Annotated in this window: 19 protein-coding genes, 1 pseudogene and 1 riboswitch; of the genes and pseudogenes, 12 read left to right on the plus strand and 8 right to left on the minus strand. The window is 42.7% G+C overall.

Annotation, left to right across the window (positions count from 1 at the left end):
- Positions 1-65: 65 nt before the first annotated feature.
- From mutY to CLIN57ABFB40_RS03380, 4 genes are all read left to right on the plus strand, one after another.
- A complete protein-coding gene (mutY, locus tag CLIN57ABFB40_RS03365) occupies positions 66-1,115 on the plus strand; it encodes an A/G-specific adenine glycosylase (protein ID WP_175628882.1) in 1,050 nt (349 codons plus the stop codon).
- 86 nt (positions 1,116-1,201) lie between these two features.
- Entirely contained in the window at positions 1,202-1,684 is a 483-nt protein-coding gene (locus CLIN57ABFB40_RS03370) for a single-stranded DNA-binding protein (RefSeq protein WP_175628883.1), read from the plus strand.
- A 77-nt stretch (positions 1,685-1,761) separates the two neighbouring features.
- Entirely contained in the window at positions 1,762-3,114 is a 1,353-nt protein-coding gene (locus tag CLIN57ABFB40_RS03375; protein ID WP_175628884.1) for a gliding motility-associated protein GldE, read from the plus strand.
- A 72-nt stretch (positions 3,115-3,186) separates the two neighbouring features.
- The gene (locus tag CLIN57ABFB40_RS03380) at positions 3,187-3,819 is read left to right on the plus strand and encodes a 4'-phosphopantetheinyl transferase family protein (protein WP_175628885.1); all 633 of its coding nucleotides are present in this window, start codon (positions 3,187-3,189) and stop codon (positions 3,817-3,819) included.
- A 1,294-nt stretch (positions 3,820-5,113) separates the two neighbouring features.
- On the opposite strand, the gene CLIN57ABFB40_RS03385 is transcribed toward CLIN57ABFB40_RS03380, so the two are convergent.
- Positions 5,114-6,493 (minus strand): tryptophanase, encoded by a 1,380-nt coding sequence (locus tag CLIN57ABFB40_RS03385; RefSeq protein WP_175628886.1) that lies wholly within the window; start codon positions 6,491-6,493, stop codon positions 5,114-5,116.
- 213 nt (positions 6,494-6,706) lie between these two features.
- On the opposite strand from CLIN57ABFB40_RS03385, the gene tnpA reads away from it, so the two are divergent.
- From tnpA to tnpC, 3 genes and pseudogenes are all read left to right on the plus strand, one after another.
- Positions 6,707-7,039, plus strand: coding sequence for an IS66 family insertion sequence element accessory protein TnpA (gene tnpA / locus CLIN57ABFB40_RS03390; RefSeq protein WP_175628887.1), 333 nt, complete (start codon positions 6,707-6,709; stop codon positions 7,037-7,039).
- Between the two features lie 30 nt (positions 7,040-7,069).
- Positions 7,070-7,384, plus strand: coding sequence for an IS66 family insertion sequence element accessory protein TnpB (tnpB, locus tag CLIN57ABFB40_RS03395; protein WP_254871690.1), 315 nt, complete (start codon positions 7,070-7,072; stop codon positions 7,382-7,384).
- A 73-nt stretch (positions 7,385-7,457) separates the two neighbouring features.
- A pseudogene (gene tnpC / locus CLIN57ABFB40_RS03400) lies at positions 7,458-9,049 on the plus strand (IS66 family transposase).
- Between the two features lie 602 nt (positions 9,050-9,651).
- Here tnpC and CLIN57ABFB40_RS03405 read toward each other — a convergent pair.
- The 4 genes from CLIN57ABFB40_RS03405 to CLIN57ABFB40_RS03420 all read right to left on the minus strand — a co-directional run bounded on the left by CLIN57ABFB40_RS03405 (position 9,652) and on the right by CLIN57ABFB40_RS03420 (position 16,092).
- The gene (locus tag CLIN57ABFB40_RS03405; RefSeq protein ID WP_175628888.1) at positions 9,652-11,091 is read right to left on the minus strand and encodes an MAC/perforin domain-containing protein; all 1,440 of its coding nucleotides are present in this window, start codon (positions 11,089-11,091) and stop codon (positions 9,652-9,654) included.
- A 119-nt stretch (positions 11,092-11,210) separates the two neighbouring features.
- The gene (locus CLIN57ABFB40_RS03410; protein WP_175628889.1) at positions 11,211-12,023 is read right to left on the minus strand and encodes a DUF4465 domain-containing protein; all 813 of its coding nucleotides are present in this window, start codon (positions 12,021-12,023) and stop codon (positions 11,211-11,213) included.
- Between the two features lie 34 nt (positions 12,024-12,057).
- Complete coding sequence (locus CLIN57ABFB40_RS03415) at positions 12,058-14,034, minus strand: YncE family protein (RefSeq protein WP_175628890.1); 1,977 nt, start codon at positions 14,032-14,034, stop codon at positions 12,058-12,060.
- Between the two features lie 15 nt (positions 14,035-14,049).
- Complete coding sequence (locus tag CLIN57ABFB40_RS03420; protein ID WP_175628891.1) at positions 14,050-16,092, minus strand: TonB-dependent receptor plug domain-containing protein; 2,043 nt, start codon at positions 16,090-16,092, stop codon at positions 14,050-14,052.
- Positions 16,093-16,278: 186 nt separating this feature from the next.
- Positions 16,279-16,489, minus strand: a riboswitch (cobalamin riboswitch).
- Between CLIN57ABFB40_RS03420 and CLIN57ABFB40_RS03425 the strand changes: the two genes are divergently transcribed.
- Entirely contained in the window at positions 16,473-16,682 is a 210-nt protein-coding gene (locus tag CLIN57ABFB40_RS03425) for a hypothetical protein (protein ID WP_254871691.1), read from the plus strand. Its footprint overlaps the riboswitch before it by 17 nt.
- Positions 16,683-16,772: 90 nt before the next feature.
- On the opposite strand, the gene CLIN57ABFB40_RS03430 is transcribed toward CLIN57ABFB40_RS03425, so the two are convergent.
- The 3 genes from CLIN57ABFB40_RS03430 to CLIN57ABFB40_RS03440 all read right to left on the minus strand — a co-directional run bounded on the left by CLIN57ABFB40_RS03430 (position 16,773) and on the right by CLIN57ABFB40_RS03440 (position 20,332).
- Complete coding sequence (locus tag CLIN57ABFB40_RS03430; protein WP_175628892.1) at positions 16,773-17,717, minus strand: DUF5106 domain-containing protein; 945 nt, start codon at positions 17,715-17,717, stop codon at positions 16,773-16,775.
- Between the two features lie 134 nt (positions 17,718-17,851).
- Positions 17,852-19,633 (minus strand): ATP-binding protein, encoded by a 1,782-nt coding sequence (locus CLIN57ABFB40_RS03435; RefSeq protein WP_175628893.1) that lies wholly within the window; start codon positions 19,631-19,633, stop codon positions 17,852-17,854.
- Positions 19,634-19,642: 9 nt separating this feature from the next.
- Entirely contained in the window at positions 19,643-20,332 is a 690-nt protein-coding gene (locus tag CLIN57ABFB40_RS03440) for a response regulator transcription factor (protein ID WP_175628894.1), read from the minus strand.
- Positions 20,333-20,574: 242 nt separating this feature from the next.
- Between CLIN57ABFB40_RS03440 and CLIN57ABFB40_RS03445 the strand changes: the two genes are divergently transcribed.
- The 4 genes from CLIN57ABFB40_RS03445 to CLIN57ABFB40_RS03460 all read left to right on the plus strand — a co-directional run bounded on the left by CLIN57ABFB40_RS03445 (position 20,575) and on the right by CLIN57ABFB40_RS03460 (position 25,600).
- A complete protein-coding gene (locus CLIN57ABFB40_RS03445) occupies positions 20,575-21,768 on the plus strand; it encodes a hypothetical protein (RefSeq protein ID WP_175628895.1) in 1,194 nt (397 codons plus the stop codon).
- A gap of 71 nt (positions 21,769-21,839) precedes the next feature.
- The gene (locus CLIN57ABFB40_RS03450; protein WP_175628896.1) at positions 21,840-22,646 is read left to right on the plus strand and encodes a DUF3805 domain-containing protein; all 807 of its coding nucleotides are present in this window, start codon (positions 21,840-21,842) and stop codon (positions 22,644-22,646) included.
- Between the two features lie 27 nt (positions 22,647-22,673).
- Positions 22,674-24,542 (plus strand): ABC-F family ATP-binding cassette domain-containing protein, encoded by a 1,869-nt coding sequence (locus tag CLIN57ABFB40_RS03455; RefSeq protein ID WP_175628897.1) that lies wholly within the window; start codon positions 22,674-22,676, stop codon positions 24,540-24,542.
- A gap of 218 nt (positions 24,543-24,760) precedes the next feature.
- Positions 24,761-25,600 (plus strand): histidinol-phosphatase, encoded by an 840-nt coding sequence (locus tag CLIN57ABFB40_RS03460; RefSeq protein WP_175628898.1) that lies wholly within the window; start codon positions 24,761-24,763, stop codon positions 25,598-25,600.
- Positions 25,601-25,808 lie beyond the last annotated feature (208 nt).

Here is a 25,808-nt window from a genome sequence, read left to right on the forward strand (position 1 = left end):
CTTTTGTATGGCTTTTGAATAGCATATACAAGATAAATGTTAGATGATACGTTAAGGATGGTCTTATGAATGAGTTTACTGAAACGATTATAAAGTGGTATGAGGAGAATAAACGTGAATTGCCCTGGCGGGAATCTTCTGATCCGTATCTGATATGGATTTCGGAAATTATCCTTCAGCAGACACGTGTGGTGCAGGGATATGATTATTTTCTTCGTTTTGTCAAGCGTTTTCCTGATGTACGGACATTAGCGGACGCAGAAGAGGATGAGGTGATGAAATACTGGCAGGGATTGGGGTATTATTCACGTGCCCGGAATCTTCATGCTGCTGCAAAAAGTATGAATGGGGTTTTCCCGAAAACGTATCCGGAAGTGCTGGCTTTGAAAGGAGTGGGGGAGTACACGGCTGCGGCCGTCTGTTCGTTTGCTTATGGCATGCCTTATGCGGTAGTGGATGGGAATGTATATCGTGTGCTTTCACGTTATTTCGGTATTGACACGCCGATTGATTCGACAGAGGGGAAGAAACTCTTTGCAGCTTTGGCGGACGAGATGTTGGACAGGAAGCGGCCGGCTCTTTATAATCAGGGGATTATGGATTTCGGAGCGATTCAGTGTACTCCGCAGTCGCCTAATTGCTTGTTTTGTCCGTTGTCAGACAGTTGTTCGGCTCTTTCGAGAGGGCTGGTCGGCAAACTGCCGGTGAAGCAGCATAAGACGAAAACGACGAACCGTTATTTTAATTATATTTATGTACGTGCGGGCGCGCATACCTTTATTAATAAACGGGCGGCGGATGATATTTGGAAGAATCTGTTTGAGTTGCCTTTGGTAGAAACTCCGACGGCTTTGTCGGAAGAAGAGTTTTTGGCTTTACCTGAGTTCCGGGCACTCTTTGCGGCGGAAGAACAGCCGGTGATTCGTTCGGTTTGCAGAGAGGTGAAGCATGTGTTGTCTCACCGGGTGATTTATGCTAACTTCTATGAAGTGGTATTACCCGAAGATACGGCTTCTTTCAGTAAGTTTCAGAAAATAAAGGCGGAAGATTTGGAGCAATATGCTGTTTCCAGATTAGTGCACGCTTTTATAGAGAAGCATATCGAATCAAAATAAAAGTTACAACAATTCTTGCATCCTATTGTAATTCTGTTTAATTTTGGCAGCGCATTTGAAACTAAGAATAATAACTTGATACATATATGTCAGTAAATAAAGTGATATTGATTGGGAACGTGGGGCAAGATCCGCGGGTGAAATATTTCGATACAGGCTCGGCTGTGGCAACTTTCCCATTAGCTACGACAGACCGTGGCTATACGTTGCAAAATGGAACCCAAATTCCTGAAAGAACGGAGTGGCATAATATCGTTGCATCCAACCGTCTGGCTGAGATTGTGGATAAATATGTGCACAAAGGTGACAAATTGTACCTGGAAGGAAAGATCAGAACACGTTCTTACAGTGACCAGTCGGGAGCTATGCGCTATATCACCGAGATTTATGTAGATAATATGGAAATGCTGTCTCCGAAAGGAATGAATCCGGGGACTTCTGTTTCTGCGCAACAATCCGGCATCGGTCAGCCACAACAGCCGCAACAATCCCAACAAATGCAACAGCCGCAACAAACGCAGCAGTCGCAACCTGTACAAGATAATCCGGCAGACGACTTGCCGTTCTAAATAATGTGATGGTGTGCCAATAGGTTTTCGCGAGCAGATTGGCACATTATCTTTTGTTAAACTAAAATATATACTCTTTGGACTCAGATGGTTATTTAAGCCAATTGGCTGACATTTTCAACGGTATTACCGTAAACACTCCTTCTATCTCTGCTATTATCGCCATAGTACTGGCAGGTGTGCTCTTGCTTGCTTCCGGTTTTGCTTCGGCTTCTGAAATCGCTTTTTTCTCGCTTTCTCCTTCAGACCGGAATGACATTGACGAACGCAATCATCCTTCCGATGATAAAATAAGTGCCCTTCTTGACGACACCGAACGTCTCTTGGCAACGATATTGATTACTAACAATTTTGTGAACGTAACCATTATCATGCTCTGCAACTTCTTTTTTATGAATGTCTTTGTTTTTCATTCTCCGTTGGCGGAGTTCTTGATACTGACTGTAATACTTACTTTTCTGTTGCTCCTGTTCGGTGAAATTATGCCGAAGATTTATTCTGCGCAGAAGACGCTGGCTTTCTGCCGTTTTTCCGCACCGGGAATTTATTATCTGGAAAAAATATTTTATCCGGTAGCTACTGTCCTTGTACGTTCCACTACTTTTCTGAACAAGCATTTTGCCAAGAAAAGTCATAATATTTCTGTTGACGAACTGTCTCACGCATTGGAACTTACTGATAAGGCGGAGTTAACTGAAGAAAATAATATTCTGGAAGGAATTATCCGTTTTGGTGGGGAGACTGTGAAGGAAGTAATGACATCACGCCTGGATATGGTGGATTTGGATATCCGCACGCCTTTCAAGGAAGTGATGCAGTGTATCATTGAAAATGCTTATTCACGTATTCCTATCTTTGCTGGTTCGCGGGATAATATAAAGGGAATACTGTATATAAAGGATCTTTTGCCTCATGTGAGCAAAGGGGATAATTTCCGTTGGCAGTCATTGATTCGCCCGGCTTATTTTGTGCCGGAAACGAAAATGATTGATGATTTGCTTCGTGATTTCCAGGCGAATAAGATTCATATTGCCATCGTTGTGGATGAATTCGGCGGAACTTCCGGACTGGTGACGATGGAGGATATTATCGAAGAAATAGTGGGGGAGATTCATGATGAGTATGACGATGAAGAACGTACGTATGTCGTGTTGAATGACCATACTTGGATATTTGAAGCGAAAACGCAGTTGACGGATTTCTATAAGATTGCGAAAGTAGATGAGGATGAGTTTGAGAAAGTGGTGGGGGATGCCGATACCTTAGCAGGTATGTTGCTTGAGATTAAAGGTGAGTTCCCTGCATTGCACGAGAAAGTGACTTATCACAATTACGAGTTTGAGGTATTGGAGATGGATAGCCGCCGTATTGTGAAAGTCAAATTTACGATTCTGCCTAAGGATACGGAAGCATCGGAAGGGAAAGAATAATCTTTGAAAATAGAATCAAGAAAACAGATTCGAGAAAGCATAATCACGAAAGCTAAATCAAGCAAATGTAAAATGGCGTTATTTCTGCAACATAAGACGGATGATATACAGTGGGCTGTCTGGAAGATGGAAGAATCTCTGGATACATTATTGGCTCTTCTGCCTGAGGCGCGAAGAATCTCTTGCGAACAGGAATTGAACCGCTTTGTCTCCGAACGGCGGAAATTGGAATGGACATCTGTCCGTGTCTTGCTGTATTCAATGCTTCGGGAAGACAAGAAGATTGCTTACTCTTCTGAAAACAAACCTTATCTGTCCGATGATTCTTTTTTTATCAGCATTTCTCATACCAAAGGATATGTAGCTGTGATTCTTAGCTCGCGGACTGCTGTCGGCATTGATATTGAGCAATATGGTCAACGTGTCCATCGGGTATCAGACCGCTATGTCCGTTCTGACGAACAGGCGGAAGCTTATCAGGGAGATATAACTTGGAGCCTGTTATTGCATTGGTCTGCAAAGGAAGCGGTTTTTAAACGTATGGAAGATGCCGACGCTGATCTTCGTAAACTCCGTTTGACACATTTTGTTCCTCAGAAAGAGGGTACGTTTCAAGTTCAAGAGTTGGTGACGGGGTTGCAAAGGCTTTATACTATCGGTTATCGTATCCATTCGGACTTTGTGTTGACGTGGACGCTGAATTGAATATATCATAATTTGATTATAGAAAGAATTTGAATGTAATATAAATTATTGCTGTCCGATAAAACTTTTTGAAGCGTTGAAAAATTAGGGCTGACACCTATTGAAGGTGTCAACCCTTTATGGTTATCATTTTAGCGAACAGCCGCGGCGGCAAGACACCGAAATAGATGAGAAGGCTTCAAATCATCGACCCTCGGCAAAGGAGACATCGTGGCGATGAACCGTGTCTACATTGACTATGAATACAATCTTTCATCTTTCACCGATTTGTATGAAACCGTCTGTTTATCGCACTTTCCGAACGTTGATAGTTCATTTTCAATCTTTCACCACATCATTCATCTTTCACCACTTACCACACTCAAAACTACCGCTACTTTCCGCCCAAAGTATTAATAGATAAGTTCCTTTTCATTAATTATAAACTTCCTTTCTATTAATTACAAACTTTCTTTCTATTAATCACAAACTTTAAATGCAAGTTCCGTTTTTATAAACGCAAGCTTTGATTATAAAAATAAAGCTTGCAATTTTATAATCAAAGCCTTCATTTATAGTTTCTAATCAGTAAAGAACAACTTTGCTATTAATCAAAAGCAACTTTACATTTAATAGAAAGGAAGTTATCTATTAATAGACTGCGGGGAAAGTAGTATGTTCCAAGACCCTATGGGTTCCGGAGGACATTCCGTAAAGATATGAATACGATTTACACGACCGGACGAGTACGAATCAAGCCCGGAAAAGAATGACTTAGATGAACGCCGCATACGGTGAAAGATGACAGATGCCGATTGTTTGCATTTTCATCTTTCACCGTCATGAAACACCTATGAATAAAGAGTTTCAAGAAGAAGGTGAAAGATTGAAAGATAAAAAGCTGTTTTGCTATTGATTGCTTTTATCTTTTCCCTTCCTATCCATCCGCCCTGCTTCCATTTCATGTCCGCAGGCATCTGGTTGGTTACGGAGTTATATGTTGACTTCTACAGTCTGTTCAACAACCCCGAAAAAGACTGGGAAAGCCTGCTACTAGAGGCATCCGGCGCACCACCTGAACCTTCGCTGTTTGAATGAGGGGCTTGGAAAACGCAAAAACAGAATCGACCATCGTAGAATCAACGGTCGAGACATATGTTTTTTACTTTTTCAAGTTTTATCGGACAGCAATAAATATAAATTAGGAAACGGTGAATAATCAGTGGAGAATCTCCTCTATTATTCACCGTTTTATTTGGTTACTTCTCTTTCTTGTTCGCTTGTTAGCTTGATGCGCCTGACGAGCATTTCCTGTTTATACGGACAGCCTTTCTAATTGGACTGTGAAATGCCGCATTAAAGGAGCTTCCCAAGCGATACGTACTCCGCGGGTAATGCTTTCCCTGCGTTCGTATACATTTTTGAGGGCGGCGGCTATTACGTTCATATGATTGTCCGTGTACACCCTGCGGGGAATGGCAAGACGTAGTAAGTCAAGTCCGTTGAACCGGTTTTCATGAGTAATCGGATCGCGGTCGGCAAGGATATAGCCGATTTCGCATCCGCGGATACCGGCTTCCAGATAGAGTTCGATGGTCAGTGTCTGTGCCGGAAATTCTTCCTTAGGTACGTGCGTCAGCACTTTGGGCGCATCAATGAAAATGGCATGACCGCCGGCAGGACGCTGATAGGGGATTCCGTATTCATCCAGTTTCTTTGCCAAATATTCTACTTGTTTGATGCGTGTTTCGAGATTATCGAATTCAGTGTTTTCATCCAGTCCGATGGCGAGTGCGTTCATGTCCCGTCCGTTCATTCCGCCGTAAGTGAGATACCCTTCGTATTGCACGCAGAAGCCTTTTGCGCCTTCGTACCAGTCTTCGCGCCGTGTGGCTATGAATCCGCCCATGTTGACTATTCCATCTTTCTTGGCACTCATTGTCATGCCGTCGGCAAGGGAGAACATCTCTTTCGTAATTTCTTTGATAGATTTATCTTGATAACCTTCTTCACGCATTTTGATAAAGTAAGCGTTTTCAGCGAAGCGTGCGGAGTCGAAAAGTACCGGCTTGCCGTATTTGTCGGCGATAGCTCTTACTTCACGTAAGTTTTGCATGGATACGGGCTGTCCGCCGGCTGTGTTGTTGGTGATGGTTACGATGATAAAGGGGATACGTTCTGCATGTTCTGTCAACGCTTTCTGTAATTTATCAGGGTCTACGTTTCCTTTGAACGGGAGTTCTAGTTGTGTCTGTTTGGCTGCATCAATGGTGCAGTCTAATGCGGTGGCATGGCGTCCTTCGATATGTCCTTTGGTGGTGTCGAAGTGTGAATTTCCGGGTACGATGTCTCCTTCGTGTACCAAATAGGAGAAAAGTACATTTTCTGCGGCACGTCCCTGATGTGTCGGAATGATATACTCAAATCCGGTCAGTTTCGTAATCATCTCTTTCAGTTTGAAGAAAGATGTCGCACCGGCATAACTTTCATCACCGAGCATCATTCCAGCCCATTGGCGGTCGCTCATGGCTCCTGTTCCTGAGTCGGTTATGAGGTCTATATAAACTTGTTCTGATTTGAGTTGGAAGACGTTGTAATGCGCTTCTTTAATCCATTGCTCGCGTTCTTCACGAGTGCTTTTACGGATGGGTTCTACCATCTTTATTTTCCATGATTCAGCAAAAGGTAATTCCATTGTAGTATATTTAAGTGTTTTACTTGACGAATGTAGTGGTAATTTATGAAAGATACAAAAATATAATAACTTTTTGTTAGTGGTGCGATGGTGGAATATTTCCTTAGATGCAGGAATTCTGTAAACATCCGATAAAGTACCCGTTGTCTCCGTTATATTCTCATTGCACCTTTGCCTCTGCAATATTGCATGAACTTCTAGCATATCTTCATTATGACAAAAGAACAATTTTCTTCTTTACAGGAACTGCATTGTTTAAGCGGTCTGAGTCTTCTGAAATTTCTGCAACGTGAACATGTCAGTTACTCCACGTACAATTATTGGAAACGTAAATCTTCCAGTGTTCCCGTTCACGAGACATCTGCTCCCCAATCAGTCTTAGCCCCCATCAGCCTGAAGTCCCCCTGTATTGCTTCCTCCTCTTCCGTTTCCGGAATGACCCTGTTGTTTCCTAATGGCGTCCGTGCCCATTTGGGTGCCGGTATGGAAGAAGCCGCTTGCCGTTTGATTAACCAATACGCTTGTTGCCATGTTCTGCCTGAATGATACTATTTTCTCTGCCCCGGCAGGACTGATATGCGCAAAGGGATCAGTTCCCTCTGCGGTGTGGTACACGAGCGTATGGGCTGCAGTGTCAGGAACGGTGGTGTATTCATCTTCATTGGCAGCAGCCGTAAATTGATGAAGCTTCTCCATGCCGAGGATGGCGGTCTGGTGATGTATGTCAAGCGTCTTGAAGCCGATCATTTCAAAGTTCCCGAATATGATGAGAAATCGCGCAGCTATCCGATGGAATGGCGTGACCTTGTCATTATGGTGGAAGGAATCCAGGAATCTCTCGGGCAGCGTTTGAAACGTCTGAGGGCGGAGCGAAATGTATATACAGTATAAAAATAGATGTCGTATTCCTTGTCTGTCCGGGATATATTTTGTACATTTATAGTGTAATTAAAAGAAACGGATTATGACCCAGGAAGAGATGCTTTCACAGACGAACTCAATGCTGCAATCCCTGCAGCAGGTGAACGCATTCCAGGCTGAGACCATTATCAGGCTTACCCGGCAAAATGAATCCTTACAGAACCGTCTCAATGAGCTGACGGCTCAAGTCGCATGGCTGAACCGCCATGCTTTTCGGTCACAAGTCAGAGAAACTCCCGTCTCTTGATTCCAACCAGCCTGACCTGTTCGGTGACTTTCTTCCAGATAACGCGGCTGAACTGGAAGAAGCGCGTGAAGTAGCGGTGCAGACAATCACAAAAGAAACGGTGGAGAGCAAGAAACGGGAACGGAATAACCGCAGGATAATGGAAGGTCTTCCCGTACTTGAAAGGGTAATCATCGAACCGGAAGACATTGACCTGGAACTGTACAGGAAGATTGGTGAGGAAGTGACCCGTGTGGTGGAACATAAGCCCGGACAACTTTATATAAAGGAGATTGTACGGCCCCAAGTATGCCCTTAAAAACAACACTTCACTTCCACCGGTCGGCAGAAAAGGAGTGGAAATAGCCGCCATGCCGCTGTTGCCTATATACAAAGGAATAGCGGGACCTACACTTTTGGCGGAGATACTCCTACAGAAATATGAGTATCATCTTCCTTTCTACCGCCAGGTGAAACAGTTGCATCACCTGGGCTTCAAAGCTAGTGAAAGTACCGTAGACGGATGGTTCAAGCCTGCGGTTGAACTTCTCAAGCCACTTTACGAGGTACTCAGGCAGGAAATCATGAAATCCGACTACATACAGGGGGATGAAACGACCGTACCTGTACTGGACAAGGCAGGACATCAGACCAACAAGGAATACTTGTGGATGGTCAGGGCGGTAGTCGAACGACTGGTGCTTTTCCATTATGACAAAGGCTCACGGTCAGGTACGGTGATAGGGCAACTGGCTAAAGACTTCAAGGGTTATTTCCAATGTGACGGCTTTGAGGGTTACGAATCGGCTTTCAAGGGCAACCCGAATGTGCGCCTTGTTAACTGCATGGCTCATATACGCAGGTATTTTGAGCAGGCACTTGCTGAAAACAGGCAGATGGCGGAACATGCCTTAAAAGAAATACAGCTTCTATATCGCATAGAACATGACTGTGACCAGAAGCAGCTTACAGAAAATGAACGGATGGAAAAACGTCAGGAACTTGCCGGCCCCATTATGGATGCCTTGAAACTATGGATGGAAACAGAAGGGATAAAATACAGCCCAAACAGCCTGACCGGGAAGGCGATAACCTATGCCTATACCCACTGGGAGAATATGATGAGGTATCTGCAGGATGGACGTATCCAGATTGATAACAATCTGGCGGAAAATGCCATCTGGTCAATCACATTCGGTAGAAAGAATTACCTGTTCTGTGGAGATCATCAGGCGGCCGTCAGCATGAGTGTCGTCTGTTCGTTGCTGGCGACGTGCAAAGCGCATAAAGTAAATCCGCGCACGTATCTGAATGACGTTATAGCAAGAATGCCATATATGCAGAAGGCAAATTATGGGCAACTGCTACAAATGTTGCCACACAAATGGAAAGAAAGGAATAAAGAATGAGAGAGATACAACTATAGATGGCTGCATACTTGAAAAGGAGATACAGCCTTTTTTATAGTGTACTTTATCGGATGCTTACAGTTCACTGATTGTTTCCGCATAATTGAATGTTTGGTAAGAAGGCAAGTCAAGAAGCCATGAAAGCAGGTATTTCTTGGTAAAAGTATGTATGTCTTTGATTTTAAACTATTGCTAATAAGCTCCGCAGGACAGATTATATAGTAAGCAGTTTCTGATCGGTAAAGATTGGATAATTGTTATTACTGAACCTCTGGCATTAGAACTTGAGTGAAGACTCGTAAACATCGCAGATATACATATATACTTTTATAAGTTTTAATTCTTTCACCTTGGGGGGAGCATAATTAGAAAAATAAGTGGTTTTATTCTTCTGATATAATGATTTTCAAGGAGATTAGAAAATTGACTAATGAGATAATTGGTTGAGTAATAGTATTTTGACAAGCGAAAAGGTAGAGGATTGTCAACTGCTGATTCGCATTATTAAATAATGCCGAAGTTCATGCTTGAAAAGAACATGAACTTCAGTATTGTTAGGTAGTAAATAATATAGTTACATTATGTTGTTTTAATGTATGGATTTAGTTCTTTAATAGTGTCCAATAAAAAGTACTATCATTTGCAATAATGTTGTTATAGAATTTGAGATCATAGGATGATAAATATTGATTGTTTGATAAATTCTTTAGTGTAAAAAAACTGTCATCAATAAAGTTTATTTCCCATTGTTGAGTCTTATTGTGTTTATTAGCCGTATATTTAAGAGTATTGTCTAAGTAGTCATTATTTCTTCTTTTAAATTTAGCATAATTAGTTTCTTGCTGTAAAATAAAAATACATTTTGGGAAAAATATTGAAGGGCGTGACATAACTAAGCCATAAGGAAGCAATTCCATTTTAGAGGTTTGACTGTTTTCAGATAATATACCTGTTTCTATATTGTTATTATAAAGAATTCCTTTTGGTGATGCAAGCATGTTCTCTATTTCATTATTAGAATCTTTGAGTTGTAGAGCAAATTCAATATTCTTTTTCTTACCTGGGTCATCTATGAATTCACTGAGTAAATAGATTTTTGTATCTGGATTACCTATTCCTATGAGTGATTCGGTTTCAGTAGATACACTATTAATCCAACCTGTATAATCAAAAGATACATTGTCTAATTTTCCATTAGGATCCTGACTTATTATTGAAGTTACAGTTTGGGAACCACCTTGTGTTTTGATATAAATATTTACATTGTTAAAACTGTTGAATAAATTACTGTCATAGTGAACATTTGCCGTGATTGATGACATTAAGAAATTAGATGATGCTTTGAATTCTTGAACCTGTGTTGCTGATGTACTTGTATATTTACCTGTATAAAATGCGGAAAATTTGCCTCCTAATAGTATATCAGTCATAACATGTGTACCATATTTTTCAACTAACTCTTTACCTGATAAACTTTTTAAATCGGATAAAAATACATCTGTGAAAAAATATTTAAGTCTTGATGGTGTTGTGTATGGTAGGGTTAGCCTTCGTGTCATTTTGAGTGCATCAACTCTGTAAAAAGCGTTTCTTTCCTCTTTAGTTCCTCCTGAATTTATTGTTGCTTCTAGATCTAATGAAAATAATTTTAAAATTTTGTCTCCGATATTTGCAGTGGCATGTATATTGAGATTTTCTGTTAATGTATATATTGATGATCCGTATGCTGTTTTTGTTTCTGTCTTACCGTGTAATATGGATGTTTCAATATCTGCAGGAGTAAATATAACTTCTTGTCCAGTGATAGGATCCCGTCCTAGTCCTTTTTGAAGTCGTTCTAAATCTATTACTTTGGCTTTTGCATATAAAGGGTCTTGGAAATCAGAATAGAAACAATTATACCCATAACCGAGTAAATCATATTCACCGTCACCTGCACTTCTTGTTGTTACTATGTTTTTTTCTAATTTATCAATAATAAGTTCTTCCTCTGAACATGCCAATATACAAAAGAATAGTAAAAAAGTGATGAGTTTATTCATAAGTTTATTGTGTAAAATATTATTTTATTTGAGAGAAGTCTGAAAAGTAACTATTTAGTTTCCATACCAGAGAGTATATTCTTATAGGGACTAAATAGTTACTCGAAAAGATTTATGTTTTAATTGACATCTTCGATAAGAGTAATCCCATCAAGACAGAAATAGGTAGGAGTCATTGCACCCCAATCGTTATTCTTAGTTGTCTGTAATTCAAATTTTAGTCCTTCAGTTTTTCCTAAAGAGGTGAGGTCTACCCACTTCCATTCATCTACTAGATTAGTCCCTTGCGCTAAGTAGTATTCTACTTTTTTTGTTTTATCTATATTGTAAATAATTACCTTGAATGAATCATTACTATCAAATTTATCTTCTTCACCATGTTCATGAAAATAGTCGCTCCCTTCTTTCATACTATTATAGGCATACATACAATTAGTTATAAATAAGCCTTTTACTTGATACGCTTTCTTATTATTGGAATTATTGTTGTCTTTGAAGCGTATAGCAGCTTCTTTGTCGTTATTAGCACCAATTTTATAGCCAGAGGATCCTACAATAATATAAGTATTATTCTTTACGCCTTTTTTAGGGACAGCACTGTAGTTACCGGATGTAAGATTAGTAAAACCGAAAGCATCCATACCAAACCCATATGAAGATGATACACAGTCAAACTCAAAAGCCTTTGTATTATCCAGTAAATAAGTTAAATAATAAGGAGTATTTCCCTGTTTCCAACTTTCTGCCGGATTCTCTGTATCTCCCAAATAAAGTGTTTCTGCTTCAGTTAATAGATTCTCGAAGTTAACAACAATCTCTTTTGTTTCATCACCACCTTTTATTTCATCACCACCTTTTGTTTCATCGTTATCATCACTACATCCGCAAAAAGCAAATATGGATACTAATAAGAATAAAGATAACTTTTTCATGTTTTTGCTCTAATTTTAATTATTAATAGTTTGATTATTTTTTGTAATGTAAGTTTTCTACTGTGACGACTTCGGTAGATATTTCTCCTGTCCAGCCTATGTCCTGATTGACGGCGGTATAGATTCTTACGAAGTCTATTTGGTCTAATAATACAGGTTGTCCGTTTTGGTCTACAGCCCGGTCTATTTTAAATTGGCTGTATTCGGTTCTGTTGGGATGATTGTCTGCATATCCCCAAGGATAACAATAGCCTACCCAAACATTGCCTTCTTCTACGGCATTGTCTTTTAGACGTGTCCCATGGAAAGTTATTTCGTTTTCTTCTATCCAGTTCGGATAATAAGAATCTTGTTGATGGAATGTGTTACGTTTGACGAATCCCTCTTTTCCTAAGTTATCTTTCCAGCGGACATCACCATTGGCCGGTTGGGGACGATAATAGGTGATTACGTAATTACGTATTTCTGTATCTTTTCCGTACTCACTACCTGCCAACTCATACCATTCATCGTCAGGTATCCCATTATTATTTATATCTTTCGAGACTAATACAATTCCCGGTTCAGCACTTCCACCAAGTGCTCCTGTTCCAGTGTTATTGTTGTAAGTGGCATTTCCCCATACCTTGAAATCATATTCCCCTTCGATATTAGGGATTGGTTGAGAAAATCCTACTGTTATTGTTCCACCGAATCCGCCTAATGAGATAACTGATTTTTTCTTTAGCTTTTCTGTGGCACGCTCTAAAACTTGTTCGGCAGTGAAACCTGTCTCATAAGCCGACGTACTCGTATTGATAAACTGTCCGGGAGCCGGCTTATACTCCCATACTTTATTGGCGAAAGCCAATGAATTTTCAGTTTCTTCGGTATTATCATCAATGTCGCTTTGTGAAGCCTTGTCGCTGAATGCAATCGTGTTCGGATTCAGTCCGATATTATTCAGACGGAATTGCAGTTGTCCTTGTTGGTTGAAACAGAGCAAATCTCCGTATATGGTGTAATCATAAGCATTTGTGATATACACGTTGCCACTATAAGGATTCACATTGATTCCATAAGGAGTATCGATACTTGTTCCATCCGTAATGAAATTCTCACGAACGGTTTTTCCTGTTTTCAGATTGAATGTCTTGATAGAAGATGTTTGCGTACTATAATTGTAATTGTATAGATAGGCAATCTCTCCGTCAATGGCGAAGTTCTGTACTTTCTCATTGTAATGAGTCACTCCATTTGTCAGGCAGTCTATTTTTGCAAAGTTATAATTTCCTGCTTCTACATCTTCTCCACGGGTTGCTACATAAACGGTTGTTCCATCCGCACCGGCTACAATCTTGCCCGGATTCGGTCCTACTGTAATTTTATTGATTTCTTTGAATGTGGCGATATCAACCACAGATACAGTATTGTCTACTCCCAGGCCGGATGCATAATCCAGTCCGCCGGAATTGGAAACATATAACTTTTCGTTTTGTACACAGATTCCATCGGGATTACGTCCTACGGAAGTGACACCGTCTATGGCGAGGGAAGTTGTATCAATACGTGTCACTGTTCCGTCATAAGAACACACATACGCTTTTTCTTTGTGAAAGGCGATATATCGTGGTTCACGTGAACTTCCGTTTTCGGTCAGCATTTGAATTTGCTTCAAGGAATTTCCTGTATGGAAGTCTATTACTTCCACTGTACTGGAGACATTGACAATGACATATATCTTGCCGCCATAAATGGCTAAATCATTTGCCGTATCTCCCAATCCCCGATGATTGATTGTGTTAAAATAGTTGCGCACCATTCTCTGGTTTCCGAAAGAGAAACGCATCAATGAACTGTTATTCTGATTGAATAGTCCTTCACATAATGCATAGAGCTCGGCTGTATCTGTTTCAGTCGGGTCACCTGCAATGTCCGAAGTGAAAGGCTTGTCTTCCATATCATCACAAGCCGTGAATAATAATAGGATGGGCAGGCAGAACCAAAATATATATGTCAATTTCCTTTTCATATCAGTATCCTGCTTTTAATATGTTATTTTTAGCGTTGCTCTTACCGAACGTCCCGGCATTGGGAAGTATCGTACAATCTCGTAATTTTTATCCATCAGGTTCAGTACTTCCACGCTGAGCGAACTTGTAACTTTTCTTATCCGGAAGTCGTGGCTCGCCGAGATACTGTGGTCACTGTAACTATCCAGTCGGTTTGCTGCGATATTCTGTCCTACTGTATAGCGTTTTCCTGAATAAAGGAATGAGTAAGACATATTTATCCATGGTGTCTCGATACCTGCTTGTCCAGAGGCAGAAACACGGGGAGTATAGGCTATCTGATGTTTATAAGTCGATTTATCCTTGTTCGAATTAGGGTCAGTGACATCCAATGCCCGTTGGTATGTATAATTGCCGGACAGGTTGATGCGGATTTTCTCCCAAGGCTGGAGAGACAAGTTTCCTGTGGCGTCAATTCCTTTAATCTCCACACTCCCCAAGTTTCTCATACTCCATATCGCAAGGTTCTTGGTAGGATAAGCAATGATTTTATCCGTTACTTTGTTATAGTATGCATCAACGGTTGCCGAAAGATAAGGAATGAATGTACATACATTCTTGCTGTATGTAAGTCCGATATTATATTGCTTTGCATTTTCAGGTTTCAGTTTGGTGTTTCCCACTTCCTGGTAATATAAGTCATTGAAACTTGGCAGGCGGAAGATGTCCTTATAGAAGGCACGGATACGGAACTCTTCGTTATGGAAAGGCTTGAATGAAGCGCTGACATAAGGCGTTAATTTGCGGTGATTGCCGGCGCTGCCGCCTTCCTTGACATCTTCGTTGATGATAGTTGCCAAAGCAGATGCGGAGATGGTCAGCCAATCATTTACATATTTTCCAGCAAAAGCCGTCAGCCATGAATAGCGGGTGGGTTGCGCAAAATTAGTAAGATTAGTATCCATTGTATTGATACTCCCATCCGTTGAAAGGGAAAATGAAAGATTGTTCAATAATCTGTATAATACCGATGCGGAGAGATAGTATTCCTGTTGGTAATAACTGTTTTCCGTTTTTCCTGAAGAGTTTTTGGTGTCGGGGTCCAGGTAACGCTGATAGCTCCAGTTCCATTTGGCGGAAGTCTGCAATACCCATTGGTGGCTGAACTCTTTCTTATATTGGCTTTGTATAAATGTATTCTTGTCCCACAGGTGTTGTGAGGAATAGTCGTTATAAAGTGTAGTGGCTTTCGGCAATCCTCGGGAAGATTGGAAGTAATAGGCTTTCAATCGCCATTGCTCTTTATCGGAGAAGTTGCCGTAAAGTCCGGCTTCGGTACGGAAAGTCTGTACGTCGGTATTCTTTCTTTTCTCCCGTGACGTCAGGTCGCCCTCTGTATTTCCGTAGTGCAGGGTGTAGGGGTATTGTCCGTCTGAAGACATCCATTCGCCATTGGCTGTGACTGTCCACTTAGAATTGAGTTGTCGCTCTAACAGAACCGATGGGTTGACCAGCCCCCATGAGCCGGTCTTGAAAGCCGCGCTGATATTCGTACGTTTCCCTTTTTCGAAACGGGGAGTAAGTGTCTGTATATTCAGTATTCCTGCCGAAGCGAAGAAACGTGCCGGCTGGAATATATTATCGCTTTGACCGTTGCTTAATGATAACTGGTCTACGTTATCGAGCGAGAAACGACCGATGTCAATCTGACCCGTCTGGCAGTCGGTTACGGTGATTCCGTCATAACCTACGGCTGTGTGTTGTGCGCCCAGGCTGCGTATGGATACGGTTTTCAGTCCGCCGATGCCACCGTAATCTTTCACGGTCACTCCGGCAAAATGCTTCACGGCATCAGAGACTTGCAGAGCATGCAGGTTCTTTAGCGCATCTTTGGAAAGTACTTGTAGCGGAGCGGTAGAACGTATCTCTCGTGTTTGGTAAATATCGGAAACTGTAATTTCGGGGATGGAGTATGTATGCGTTGTATCCACTTTTTGCTGTTGCGCAAAAAGTGCGGGGAATAAAAGCTGGCAGCAGATTACTGCACAGATACTCTTGTATAGCCTTATATGTCTCATCCTTGTCCTATTATTGATCTATTTTTCACTTTTAAAAGTGTCCGGGCGAAATCCCTTCGACCGGACACGCATAAATAAACTTGGCAGAGTTTATTAATTAAAACACACTTTCTCTGAATCAGAATGATGAATGAAATGATAGACGGATTGTCCGGTTCATTAGATTCAACGCTTTTTCCTCGAAAGCAGTGAAATTGGTTGCACGGCAGGTCTTCTGACTCGTTCCTGTTGCGGGCGCCTTCCCAGAAGTTTCTTTCCAGTGGCTAAAAGTAGGTTGCTCGCAACATATTTATAGAACTTACAGCAGCGGGACTGTTCAGGATTTACACCTGATTCCCTTTTAATCGCTTTCCTCGTATGTTTTTGAGGTCTGCGAACCAATGCGTGGCAAAGATAGGGAGTTTATTTGGCTTTTGCAAAGGGGGGCGTTCTTTTTCTTTCGTCTTGATACGAAAGAAAAAGAACCAAAAAGAAAGAATCAAGGCTGCGTTTTTTCAGCTACTCCGGTGCTTTCTCCGGCTAAAGGGCAGAAACTCGCTACGCTCAAACAGTCTGCCCTTCTTAACGCCGAAGAAAACACCTGCGCTTGACGCTGAAAAAACGAGGCCGGGAAACCATGCGGGGTGGCACGTGGTATGGGCATGCGGTGTGTGTACGTGTGTGGGTGACGTGGGAGATGCTTATTGTTCGCCTTTCATTAGTAAGTATTCTTCGATGGTTTGCGCTGTGGCATCCTTTAGAAGTACTGTCTTGTCTTTGTTCAGAAGGTAGAGGGTAGGGACGGCTTTCAAGTCATACAGTTGTTGCTCCTTGATAGCGAAAGTCTTGTCATATCCGTTAATCCATTCCTTCGGGAATTCATTCAGATGTTTCCGCCATTCGTCCAGTTCTTCGTCGGGGTAGATAGAGAGGACGGTCAACTTCTTTTGAGATAGAAGCTGATTGATGATAGGGGCGTTTTTTAATGCTTCGATTGTTTCCGTGCAGGCGTGGCATCCCGGGTTATTGATAAATAATAAGGTATAGTCCGATTTCTGTTGATAAAGGGAGCCTTGTGCGCCAGAAGACAATGTATAGTTAAAGTTCAATGCTTTGGTTCCGATACGGTTTTTCTGAGCCAGTTCACGGCGGGCTTTGGGACGTACCTTTTCTATTTCTTCCAGTATGGGAGAAGCCAGCATGGCATCCAGTACAGGGATATAAAATTCTTCGTTACGCATCGGAGAGTTAGGGTCGTACAGATATTTGTCTGCCAAGTCGGTGATGTAAGTGAATACCTTCTTATCCACGTTTGTCCGTTCGATTGTTTTCCGCATAGCTTGCTGTGCAGTTTCCAATGGAACATGGTTCAATATATCGCAATAGTCCGACCAAGCCTGTTCGGTCACTTCGGGGTGATGGATATAATTGGTATCGGCAAAGTTTACGTTATCCCAATAGTGCTTGACAAGGAAATCCGCCCGTTGTTCCGGCGCCGTCATCATTGTCGGGATGGTGGGTAATGTGAAAGTTTTGATAGTATCCTGTGCTACTTCAGTTTTGTTTAAGCCGGAAGCATTGCCGTTTTTGCAGGCACAAAGACAAAGAATACATACAATTGAAAGAATATTTAGATTCGTTTTCATAATTGGCTGTTATTATATTGAACTTCTATGAATTACATAGAAGACAAAGATAATGCCTTTTCATTTTATACAAAGAATATTTCTTTCTTTTCTTCTTTGTCTTCTTTTAAAAGAACCTTACTTTGTGAAAAATCTTATTTCTCCTTTGCCAATGTAAAGACAAACTCCAGTCCGCCGCCCTGATTATTTTTGGCAGAGATGATGCCGCCATGGATAATCACTGCATTCTTCACGATAGCCAGTCCTAGTCCCGTTCCGCCTAATTTTCGCGAACGACCTTTGTCTACCCGGTAGAAACGCTCGAAGAGACGGTTCAGATGTTCGGGGGATACGCCTACGCCCGTATCGGCAAAACTGAAATAATAGAAGCTCTCGTCTTCACGGAAACAATTGATATTAATCTGGATATTCGTTCCGGCATATGCGATGGCGTTATCCATCAGATTGCGGAAGATGGAATAAATCAGGGAATAATTTCCTTTGACCTGTATGCTCTTCTTTAAAGAATTAACTACCGTGATATGCTTCTCGTCCAGTTCCAGTGAAACCTCGTTGATGATATTTCCTACCAGTACACTGATATCCACCCGTTCCATATCAATCATGTTGGCAGCCTCATCCATGCGGGTAAGTACGGAAATATCACGCAACAACCGGCTCAATCGGTTGCTTTGCGCATAGCAGCGTTCAAGGAATACATTAATCTTCTCTCGCGGTATGTTTTCATTATTGACGATAGTTTCCAAATACCCTTGAATACTGCTGACAGGCGTTTTCAGTTCATGCGCGACGTTCTGTGTCAACTGCCGTTTGAGATTCACCTGTTCTTCTTCCTGGGTGACATCATTGATTGAAATCTCAAAGCTTGCATCCTGGAAGATGATACATTCAACGATAAACGTGCGTCCGTTCTTGTTGATGGTGATAGACATTCGCTTTTCGTCTTTCCCTCTCGAACGCTGTTGCTGGTTCTTATTTATAAAATGTATAATCTCTTTCAGTTCGCTGATGGCAAAGACCTTTTCCGTAGTTTCCAGGTTAGAGTCCGAAATTAGGTTGCTGTATTGGGTAAAGAGATTGTTGACAAGAATCTCCTTTTTGTCTTTCGTAAATACTCCCAGTCCTTCGTGCGAAATCTGAAGATGGGTAATCAGCTTCTCGCGTTCGATGTAGAGAGCTTCTTTCGTTTCGTGCAGCCGCTTGTAGATTTGGATGATATGCTGCGATATTTCTCCCAATTCATTGTGCGGGAAAGCCGATTGTATCGCCATCTCGATAGGCTCGTTCCGGTCGGCACGCATGGCAAACTCGCGGAGCTGGCTGATAGAAGTCCCCAGTTTGTTCGTGAATTTGTAGAAGATAATCATCAGAAGCAAAGTCACGATTACAGTGAACCATAAATAATGCGGGTCTGCTTGCAGATTGTTGATAAGGCTTATATTATAAGGTAATGCCGAACGGAGAATATAATCCTTATAACGTGTAGCCGAATAAAAATAAGGAACTCCTGTCGTTTCCGAAGTACGGCGCACGTCATACCCATTCCCGTGTTTCAGTGCTTTCTGCACTTCCGGACGGTTAAGGTGGTTTTCCATCTGTTCGTCATGGTTCGGATAACTGTCGTAAACCACATTTCCATCCAGGTCGATAAGCGTTACACGCAAGTCTTCCAGAATATGATTATTGATATAATCGTTGATAATTCCGTCGTCAAGCGGTTGTTCGTCCAGCCGCTCGTAGAGCCGGCTGTTGTAATCCTGCAATTTGGTATTCAGCAGTTCTATTTTATATTCCCGTTCGCGTTGGTACTGGTACGCAATGAAACAGATAGCGAATACTAGAAACAGTGAAATAACCGAAAGGAAAAGCTTCCGGCTGAAAGAAAGAAAATGTCTTTGAGTTACAGGCAGGTTCATGATAAATAGTTATTCAGCTTCAAAACAGTATCCGTATCCGAGACGTGTGACAATGCATTTGCCGTATATGCCTATCTTTTTGCGTAAACGGGTGATGTTTACGTCGATAGTACGGTCCAGCACATACACTTCGTCGCTCCAGATACGTGCCAGAATATCTTCACGTGAGAATACACGCCCTTTATTCTGTACCAGCAGAAGCAGGATTTCAAATTCTTTTTTGGTCAATGACACTTCTTCGTCGTCGATGCTCGCTTTCTTCTTGGTGATGTCGATGACAAGTGTCTGGTAAGTAAGCCGTTCGGGTGCTCTTTCCGTTTCCGTCGTTGCCGTACGTCTCAATACGGCTTTCACACGGGCGATGACTTCGCGCAGGGAGAAAGGCTTCGAGATATAATCGTCCGCGCCCAGGTTGAATCCTGTCACAGTATCGTTTTCAGTATCTTTTGCCGTGATGAAGATGATAGGCACTTTGGCTGTTTTCTTGTCTTTCTTCAGCATGTTCGCCATTTTGAATCCGGAGATTTCTCCCATCATCACATCGAGTAGAATTAAATGGTAGCTGCTGATGTTCATTTTCAGTGCTTCTTCGGCAGAGTTTGCGGTATCTACCTCATAACCTTCGTTCTCAAGATTGAATTTCAGAATCTCGCAGAGGTCTTCTTCATCGTCGACAACTAAAATACGGGTTTCGTTCATAAGATGTATCTAATTAATGTGATATGACAAAGTTACGTTTTTATTTTATTCGATGCAAAGATGAGAAGACTTTGTTACGGTCAGATGAAACAGATGTTACAATCGCGTTACATTCCTTGATTTATGGGAATTGATATGGAATATGGAAGTTTTTATGGATTGTAAGAGGAAAAAACGTCTGCTATTTGTTATCTTTGTTAGCGAGAAATGATAGAAATGTTGGATAATAGAAACTGCAAACGATGATAAAAATAGACTTGAAACGTCATAAGCGCGAAGTGATAGGTGCGGTTATCGTACTGCTGCTCCTGCTCGGCGGTGTGTCCGTCTTTAAATATACCTCTTTCAATACAGGCTTTGAGATAACAGACGATTTGGGTGGAAACATCTTTCCCTCGGCTATTCTGTCCGTAGCCACTACCGATGCACAAGTTGTCATACCTTCGGACTCCACCTATCTGGGAAATCCGAAATCGTGCATTGCCATCCGGCTGAAATCAAAGACCGCATACAGCCGTGTACGCATTGAAGTGGCCGAAACTCCTTTCTTCTCCCGTTCCGTATCCGAGTTCGTATTGAACAAACCGCGTACGGAGTATACGATTTATCCGGATATTATATGGAATTACGAAGCATTGAAGAATAACGTGCAAGCCGAGCCGGTAAGCGTTGCCGTGACCGTCGAGATGAATGAGAAGGACCTGGGACAACGGGTACGTACTTTCTCTGTCCGCAGTATTAACGAATGTCTGCTGGGGTATGTGGCGAACGGAACCAAGTTTCACGATACAAGTATCTTCTTTGCCGCCTACGTCAATGAAGAGAATCCGATGATTGACCAATTGCTCCGCGAAGCATTGAATACCCGTATCGTCAATCGTTTCCTCGGCTATCAGAGCAAGGCTAAAGGAGCAGTAGACAAGCAGGTGTATGCCCTTTGGAATATTTTACAGAAACGCAAGTTCCGTTATAGCTCCGTTTCCAATACCAGCCTTTCGAGTAATGTTGTATTCTCACAGCGTGTCCGTACGTTTGACGATGCGTTGGAATCCTCTCAAATCAACTGCGTGGACGGCAGCGTATTGTTCGCGTCCTTGCTTCGTGCCATTAATATCGACCCTATCCTTGTGCGTACACCGGGACATATGTTTGTGGGTTACTACACGGATAATTCGCATACCGACAAGAACTTTCTGGAGACAACGATGATTGGCGACGTCGACCTGGACGACTTTTTCCCCGACGAGCAACTGGACTCCACAATGGTAGGCAAGTCGCAGAACGAAATGTCATTGCTCACCTTCGAGAAATCCAAACAATACGCCAATAAGAAGTACAAAGAGAACGAAGAAGGCATTCATTCCGGCAAGCTGAACTATATGTTTTTGGAAATTTCCAAAGAGGTACGCAGGAAAATACAGCCGATAGGTAAATAGTTTCTTATCTATCTTCATGCAATTTCCCTATTTTATTGTATTTTTGCCAAGTAATCATTTAATGAAAAAGGATGCAAGGCAAGAAATTTATCTCCCCCGGAGCATGGTTTTCCATGAACTATCCATCGGACTGGAATGAGTTTGAAGATGGCGAAGGCTCTTTTCTTTTCTATAATCCCGATGTCTGGTCGGGCAACTTCCGTATTTCCGCATTTAAAGGCAAGGCCGGTTATGGCAAAGACGCCATCCGTCAGGAACTGAGCGAGAACGATTCGGCTTTATTGGTTAAAGTCGGAACGTTGGAATGTGCGTACAGCAAAGAAATGTTCCAGGAAGAAGGAACCTATTATACTTCCCATGTCTGGATTACAGGCATTGACGATATTGCTTTCGAATGTTCCTTCACCGTCCCAAAGGGTGGAAGCGTGCAAGAAGCCGAAAGTATAATCAACACTTTGGAGATACGCAAAGAAGGGGAGAAGTATCCCGCCGAACTGATACCTGTCCGCCTTTCGGAGATTTACCAGATTAATGAAGGATACGAATGGGTGGTATCTACCGTAAAACAGGAACTGAAAAAAGATTTTCAAGGCATAGAAGAAGACCTCGAGAAACTTCAGCAAGTGATTGACAGCGGCAAGATAGGTGCGAAGAAGAAAGACGAATGGCTGGCTGTCGGCATCACAGTCTGCGCGATTCTTGCCAACGAAGTGGACGGCATGGAATGGCAGACATTGGTTGACGGCAACCGTGAAGCCCCTGTGCTCCAATATGAAGACCGAATCATCGACCCGATGAAACTGGCATGGAGCAAAGTAAAGGCAGGAGAGCCATGCAACGTCATTGAAGAGTATAAATCCGTGATTATTAATCACTAATCACTAACCGACTAATCACTAAATTACGTGGCTGTACCTTATTTACAGATAGATAACCTGACCAAGTCCTTCGGCGACTTGGTTCTTTTTGAAAATATATCTTTGGGCATTGCCGAAGGTCAGCGTGTAGGGCTGATAGCGAAGAACGGCAGCGGCAAAACCACCTTGTTGAATATCATCGCCGGAAAAGAAGGCTATGATAGCGGCAACATTGTCTTCCGCCGCGACCTTCGTGTGGATTACCTCGAACAAGACCCGCAATACCCCGAAGAACTGACCGTGCTCGAAGCCTGTTTCCATCATGGCAACAGCACAGTAGAACTCATTAAAGAGTACGAACGGTGCATGGAAACCGAAGGGCATCCGGGACTGGAAGACCTCTTGGCGCGTATGGACCAGGAGAAAGCCTGGGAATACGAACAGAAAGCCAAGCAAATCCTTTCGCAACTCAAAATCCGTAACTTCGACCAGAAGGTGAAGCAACTCTCCGGCGGACAGTTGAAACGTGTCGCCCTCGCCAACGCCTTGATTACCGAACCGGAACTCCTGATTCTCGACGAGCCTACCAACCACCTCGACCTTGATATGACCGAATGGCTCGAAGACTACCTGCGCCGTACCAACCTCAGCCTGCTGATGGTGACCCACGACCGCTACTTCCTCGACCGTGTCTGCTCGGAAATCGTTGAAATAGACAATAAGCAAGTCTACCAATATAAAGGTAATTACAGCTATTACCTCGAGAAACGCCAGGAACGTATCGAAGCTAAAAGCGTAGAAATAGAACGTGCCAACAACCTCTACCGTACGGAACTCGACTGGATGCGCCGGATGCCGCAAGCACGCGGACACAAAGCCCGTTACCGTGAAGAAGCTTTCTATGAACTGGAAAAGGTGGCAAAACAGCGTTTCAATAACGATAACGTAAAACTGGAAGTGAAGGCATCCTATATCGGCAGCAAGATATTCGAAGCCGACCATCTGTACAAGAGTTTCGGCGACTTGAAAATCCTGGAAGACTTCTCTTATATCTTCTCCCGCTATGAGAAGATGGGAATCGTAGGAAACAACGGAACCGGAAAATCGACTTTCATCAAGATACTAATGGGACAAGTACAACCCGATAGCGGCACAGTGGACATCGGCGAAACAGTCCGTTTCGGCTATTACTCGCAAGACGGGCTCCAGTTTGACGAACAGATGAAAGTGATTGACGTCATTCAGGATATTGCCGAAGTCATCGAACTGGGCAATGGAAAGAAGCTGACCGCCTCACAATTCCTGCAACATTTCCTCTTCACCCCCGAAACCCAGCATAGCTATGTCTACAAACTGAGTGGGGGAGAGCGCCGCCGTCTTTACCTGTGTACCATCCTGATGCGTAATCCTAACTTCCTCGTACTGGATGAGCCTACCAACGACCTCGATATTATCACATTGAATGTGCTCGAAGAATATCTCCAGCACTTCAAAGGCTGCGTCATCGTCGTTTCCCACGACCGTTACTTTATGGATAAGGTAGTAGACCACCTGATGGTATTCAACGGACAGGGAGACATCCGTGACTTCCCCGGAAATTACAGCGACTACCGCGACTGGAAAGACGCGAAAGCCCAAAAAGAGAAAGAAGCCGAAAAGCCGCAGGAAGAAAAGACTGCCCGCGTCCGCCTGAACGACAAGCGGAAAATGAGCTTTAAGGAAAAGCGCGAATTCGAACAACTGGAAAAGGAGATAGCTGACCTGGAAGCGGAAAAAGCCCGGATTGAAGAACTCCTTTGCAGCGGTACGCTCTCCGTTGACGAACTGACCGAGAAATCGAAACGCTTGCCGGCGGTGAATGACCTGATTGATGAAAAGACGATGCGCTGGTTGGAGCTTAGCGAGATAGAAGGATAACTTTGTGCCAACCTATTGGCACAGCTGTGCCATAGGCGTGTCACGGGCATGCCAATAAGGTGGCACTGTTGTGCCATCACTGTGGCACAAACATTTCTATTTATACTTATGCAGATAACTCAGTATGTAATCATATCGGGGGCTTATAACGGAAACGAATTGCCTTCATTACGTAGATTATTGACCTTGATAATATAATTTTGATAATATAATCTTGTATGACAAACCTTACTAACTATCATAGCCATTGTCTCTATTGCGACGGACGAGCCAACATGGAAGATTTTATCCGTTTTGCCATCAGCGAAGGCTTTACTTCCTATGGCATCTCTTCGCATGCTCCGTTGCCGTTTCCCACAGCATGGACTATGGAATGGGACAGAATGGAAGATTACCTTTCCGAATTCGCCCGTCTCAAAAAGAAATACGCGGATAAGATAGAGCTTGCCATCGGTCTTGAAATAGATTACCTGAACGAAGACAGCAATCCCGCTTCATCCCGTTTCCGGGAACTGCCGCTCGATTACCGGATAGGCTCCGTGCATATGCTATATTCCCCGGAAGGAAAAATCGTGGACATTGATACTCCGGCAGATACTTTCCGCCAATTAATAGACAAGCATTTCGACGGTGACCTGGATTCCGTTGTCCGCCTTTATTATAAGAACCTGCTTCATATGGTCGAATTGGGCGGATTTGATATTGTCGGTCATGCGGACAAGATGCATTACAATGCTTCCTGCTACCGTCCCGGATTACTGGACGAACCGTGGTATGACGCTTTAGTCCGTGATTATTTCGCAGAGATAGCCCGTCATGGATATATTGTCGAAATCAACACCAAGGCTTATCACGAATTAGGCACTTTCTATCCCAATGAACGCTATTTCACTTTCTTGAAAGACTTGGGTATCCGCGTACAAGTGAATAGTGATGCCCACTATCCCGAAAGAATAAACAATGCCCGTCCCGAAGGCTTGGCAGCTTTGAAGAAAGCGGGTTTCACGTCGGTGGTGGAGTGGCACGGCGGAAAGTGGGAAGACAAGGAAATTCTGTAAATAACATATAACAAAAACAGGGCAGCCGTTTCAAGTAATGACTTGAAGCGGCTGTCCTGTTTTTATGCCCGGTGCTCATGAGATACACATTGTGTACATATGGCTGCACTTGAGGTACAATCCCCCGCCTATAACCCGAGTATAGCACTGTTTGTATTGTATGTGTACGTTGAAAGTACGTAAAGTGCACACCGATGTTGATTGCTTG

It is taken from the genome of Bacteroides acidifaciens (assembly GCF_903181435.1).
GTDB lineage: Bacteria > Bacteroidota > Bacteroidia > Bacteroidales > Bacteroidaceae > Bacteroides.

Coding starts and splice junctions, on each gene's coding strand:
- mutY (WP_175628882.1), top strand. CDS start 66: ATGAATGAGTTTACTGAAACGATTATAAAGTGGTATGAGGAGAATAAA.
- CLIN57ABFB40_RS03370 (WP_175628883.1), top strand. CDS start 1,202: ATGTCAGTAAATAAAGTGATATTGATTGGGAACGTGGGGCAAGATCCG.
- CLIN57ABFB40_RS03380 (WP_175628885.1), top strand. CDS start 3,187: ATGGCGTTATTTCTGCAACATAAGACGGATGATATACAGTGGGCTGTC.
- CLIN57ABFB40_RS03385 (WP_175628886.1), bottom strand. CDS start 6,493: ATGGAATTACCTTTTGCTGAATCATGGAAAATAAAGATGGTAGAACCC.
- tnpA (WP_175628887.1), top strand. CDS start 6,707: ATGACAAAAGAACAATTTTCTTCTTTACAGGAACTGCATTGTTTAAGC.
- tnpB (WP_254871690.1), top strand. CDS start 7,070: ATGCGCAAAGGGATCAGTTCCCTCTGCGGTGTGGTACACGAGCGTATG.
- CLIN57ABFB40_RS03405 (WP_175628888.1), bottom strand. CDS start 11,091: ATGAATAAACTCATCACTTTTTTACTATTCTTTTGTATATTGGCATGT.
- CLIN57ABFB40_RS03410 (WP_175628889.1), bottom strand. CDS start 12,023: ATGAAAAAGTTATCTTTATTCTTATTAGTATCCATATTTGCTTTTTGC.
- CLIN57ABFB40_RS03415 (WP_175628890.1), bottom strand. CDS start 14,034: ATGAAAAGGAAATTGACATATATATTTTGGTTCTGCCTGCCCATCCTA.
- CLIN57ABFB40_RS03420 (WP_175628891.1), bottom strand. CDS start 16,092: ATGAGACATATAAGGCTATACAAGAGTATCTGTGCAGTAATCTGCTGC.
- CLIN57ABFB40_RS03425 (WP_254871691.1), top strand. CDS start 16,473: ATGCGTGGCAAAGATAGGGAGTTTATTTGGCTTTTGCAAAGGGGGGCG.
- CLIN57ABFB40_RS03430 (WP_175628892.1), bottom strand. CDS start 17,717: ATGAAAACGAATCTAAATATTCTTTCAATTGTATGTATTCTTTGTCTT.
- CLIN57ABFB40_RS03435 (WP_175628893.1), bottom strand. CDS start 19,633: ATGAACCTGCCTGTAACTCAAAGACATTTTCTTTCTTTCAGCCGGAAG.
- CLIN57ABFB40_RS03440 (WP_175628894.1), bottom strand. CDS start 20,332: ATGAACGAAACCCGTATTTTAGTTGTCGACGATGAAGAAGACCTCTGC.
- CLIN57ABFB40_RS03445 (WP_175628895.1), top strand. CDS start 20,575: ATGATAAAAATAGACTTGAAACGTCATAAGCGCGAAGTGATAGGTGCG.
- CLIN57ABFB40_RS03450 (WP_175628896.1), top strand. CDS start 21,840: ATGCAAGGCAAGAAATTTATCTCCCCCGGAGCATGGTTTTCCATGAAC.
- CLIN57ABFB40_RS03460 (WP_175628898.1), top strand. CDS start 24,761: ATGACAAACCTTACTAACTATCATAGCCATTGTCTCTATTGCGACGGA.